This window comes from Proteus sp. fly-1067 (assembly GCF_040139345.1).
Lineage (GTDB): Bacteria > Pseudomonadota > Gammaproteobacteria > Enterobacterales > Enterobacteriaceae > Proteus > Proteus vulgaris_B.
This window is the reverse complement of record NZ_JBEEUL010000234.1, coordinates 1-543: the sequence shown is the minus strand read 5'-3', so window position 1 is coordinate 543 and position 543 is coordinate 1. Positions and strand designations below refer to the sequence as shown.

Here is a 543-nt window from a genome sequence, read left to right as displayed (position 1 = left end):
ACCACGGCGGAAATAAATGGAGTTAGGAAGTTTATGCCATAACATATTTTCAGCTCTTTTCGCCGTGGTTGTCTTCCAATTGCACTTGAAGAAATTGCGACTGACGGTGCAAAACGTGCATTTATTGTCACGGATGGCTATTTATTCAATAATGGCTATGTTGATGAAGTCATCAACGTTCTAAAACAACACCATATAGAAACGGATGTGTTCTTTGAAGTTGAAGCAGATCCAACACTCAGCGTAGTGCGTAAAGGTGCCGCACAAATGAATGCCTTCAAACCTGATGTTATTATTGCATTAGGTGGTGGTTCACCTATGGACGCAGCGAAAATTATGTGGGTGATGTATGAGCACCCTGAAACCCACTTTGAAGAACTTGCACTCCGCTTTATGGATATTCGTAAACGTATCCATCGTTTCCCTAAAATGGGCGTGAAGGCTAAATTAGTCGCTATTACTACAACATCGGGTACGGGTTCTGAAGTGACGCCATTTGCTGTTGTGACAGATGATAAAACGGGCCAAAAATACCCATTAGCT

At 42.2% G+C, this 543-nt stretch carries 1 pseudogene; it reads left to right on the top strand.

What is annotated here, in order from left to right:
* Positions 1 to 57 precede the first annotated feature (57 nt).
* Positions 58 to 543: pseudogene (locus tag ABN217_RS20160) on the top strand (iron-containing alcohol dehydrogenase); the annotation flags it as partial.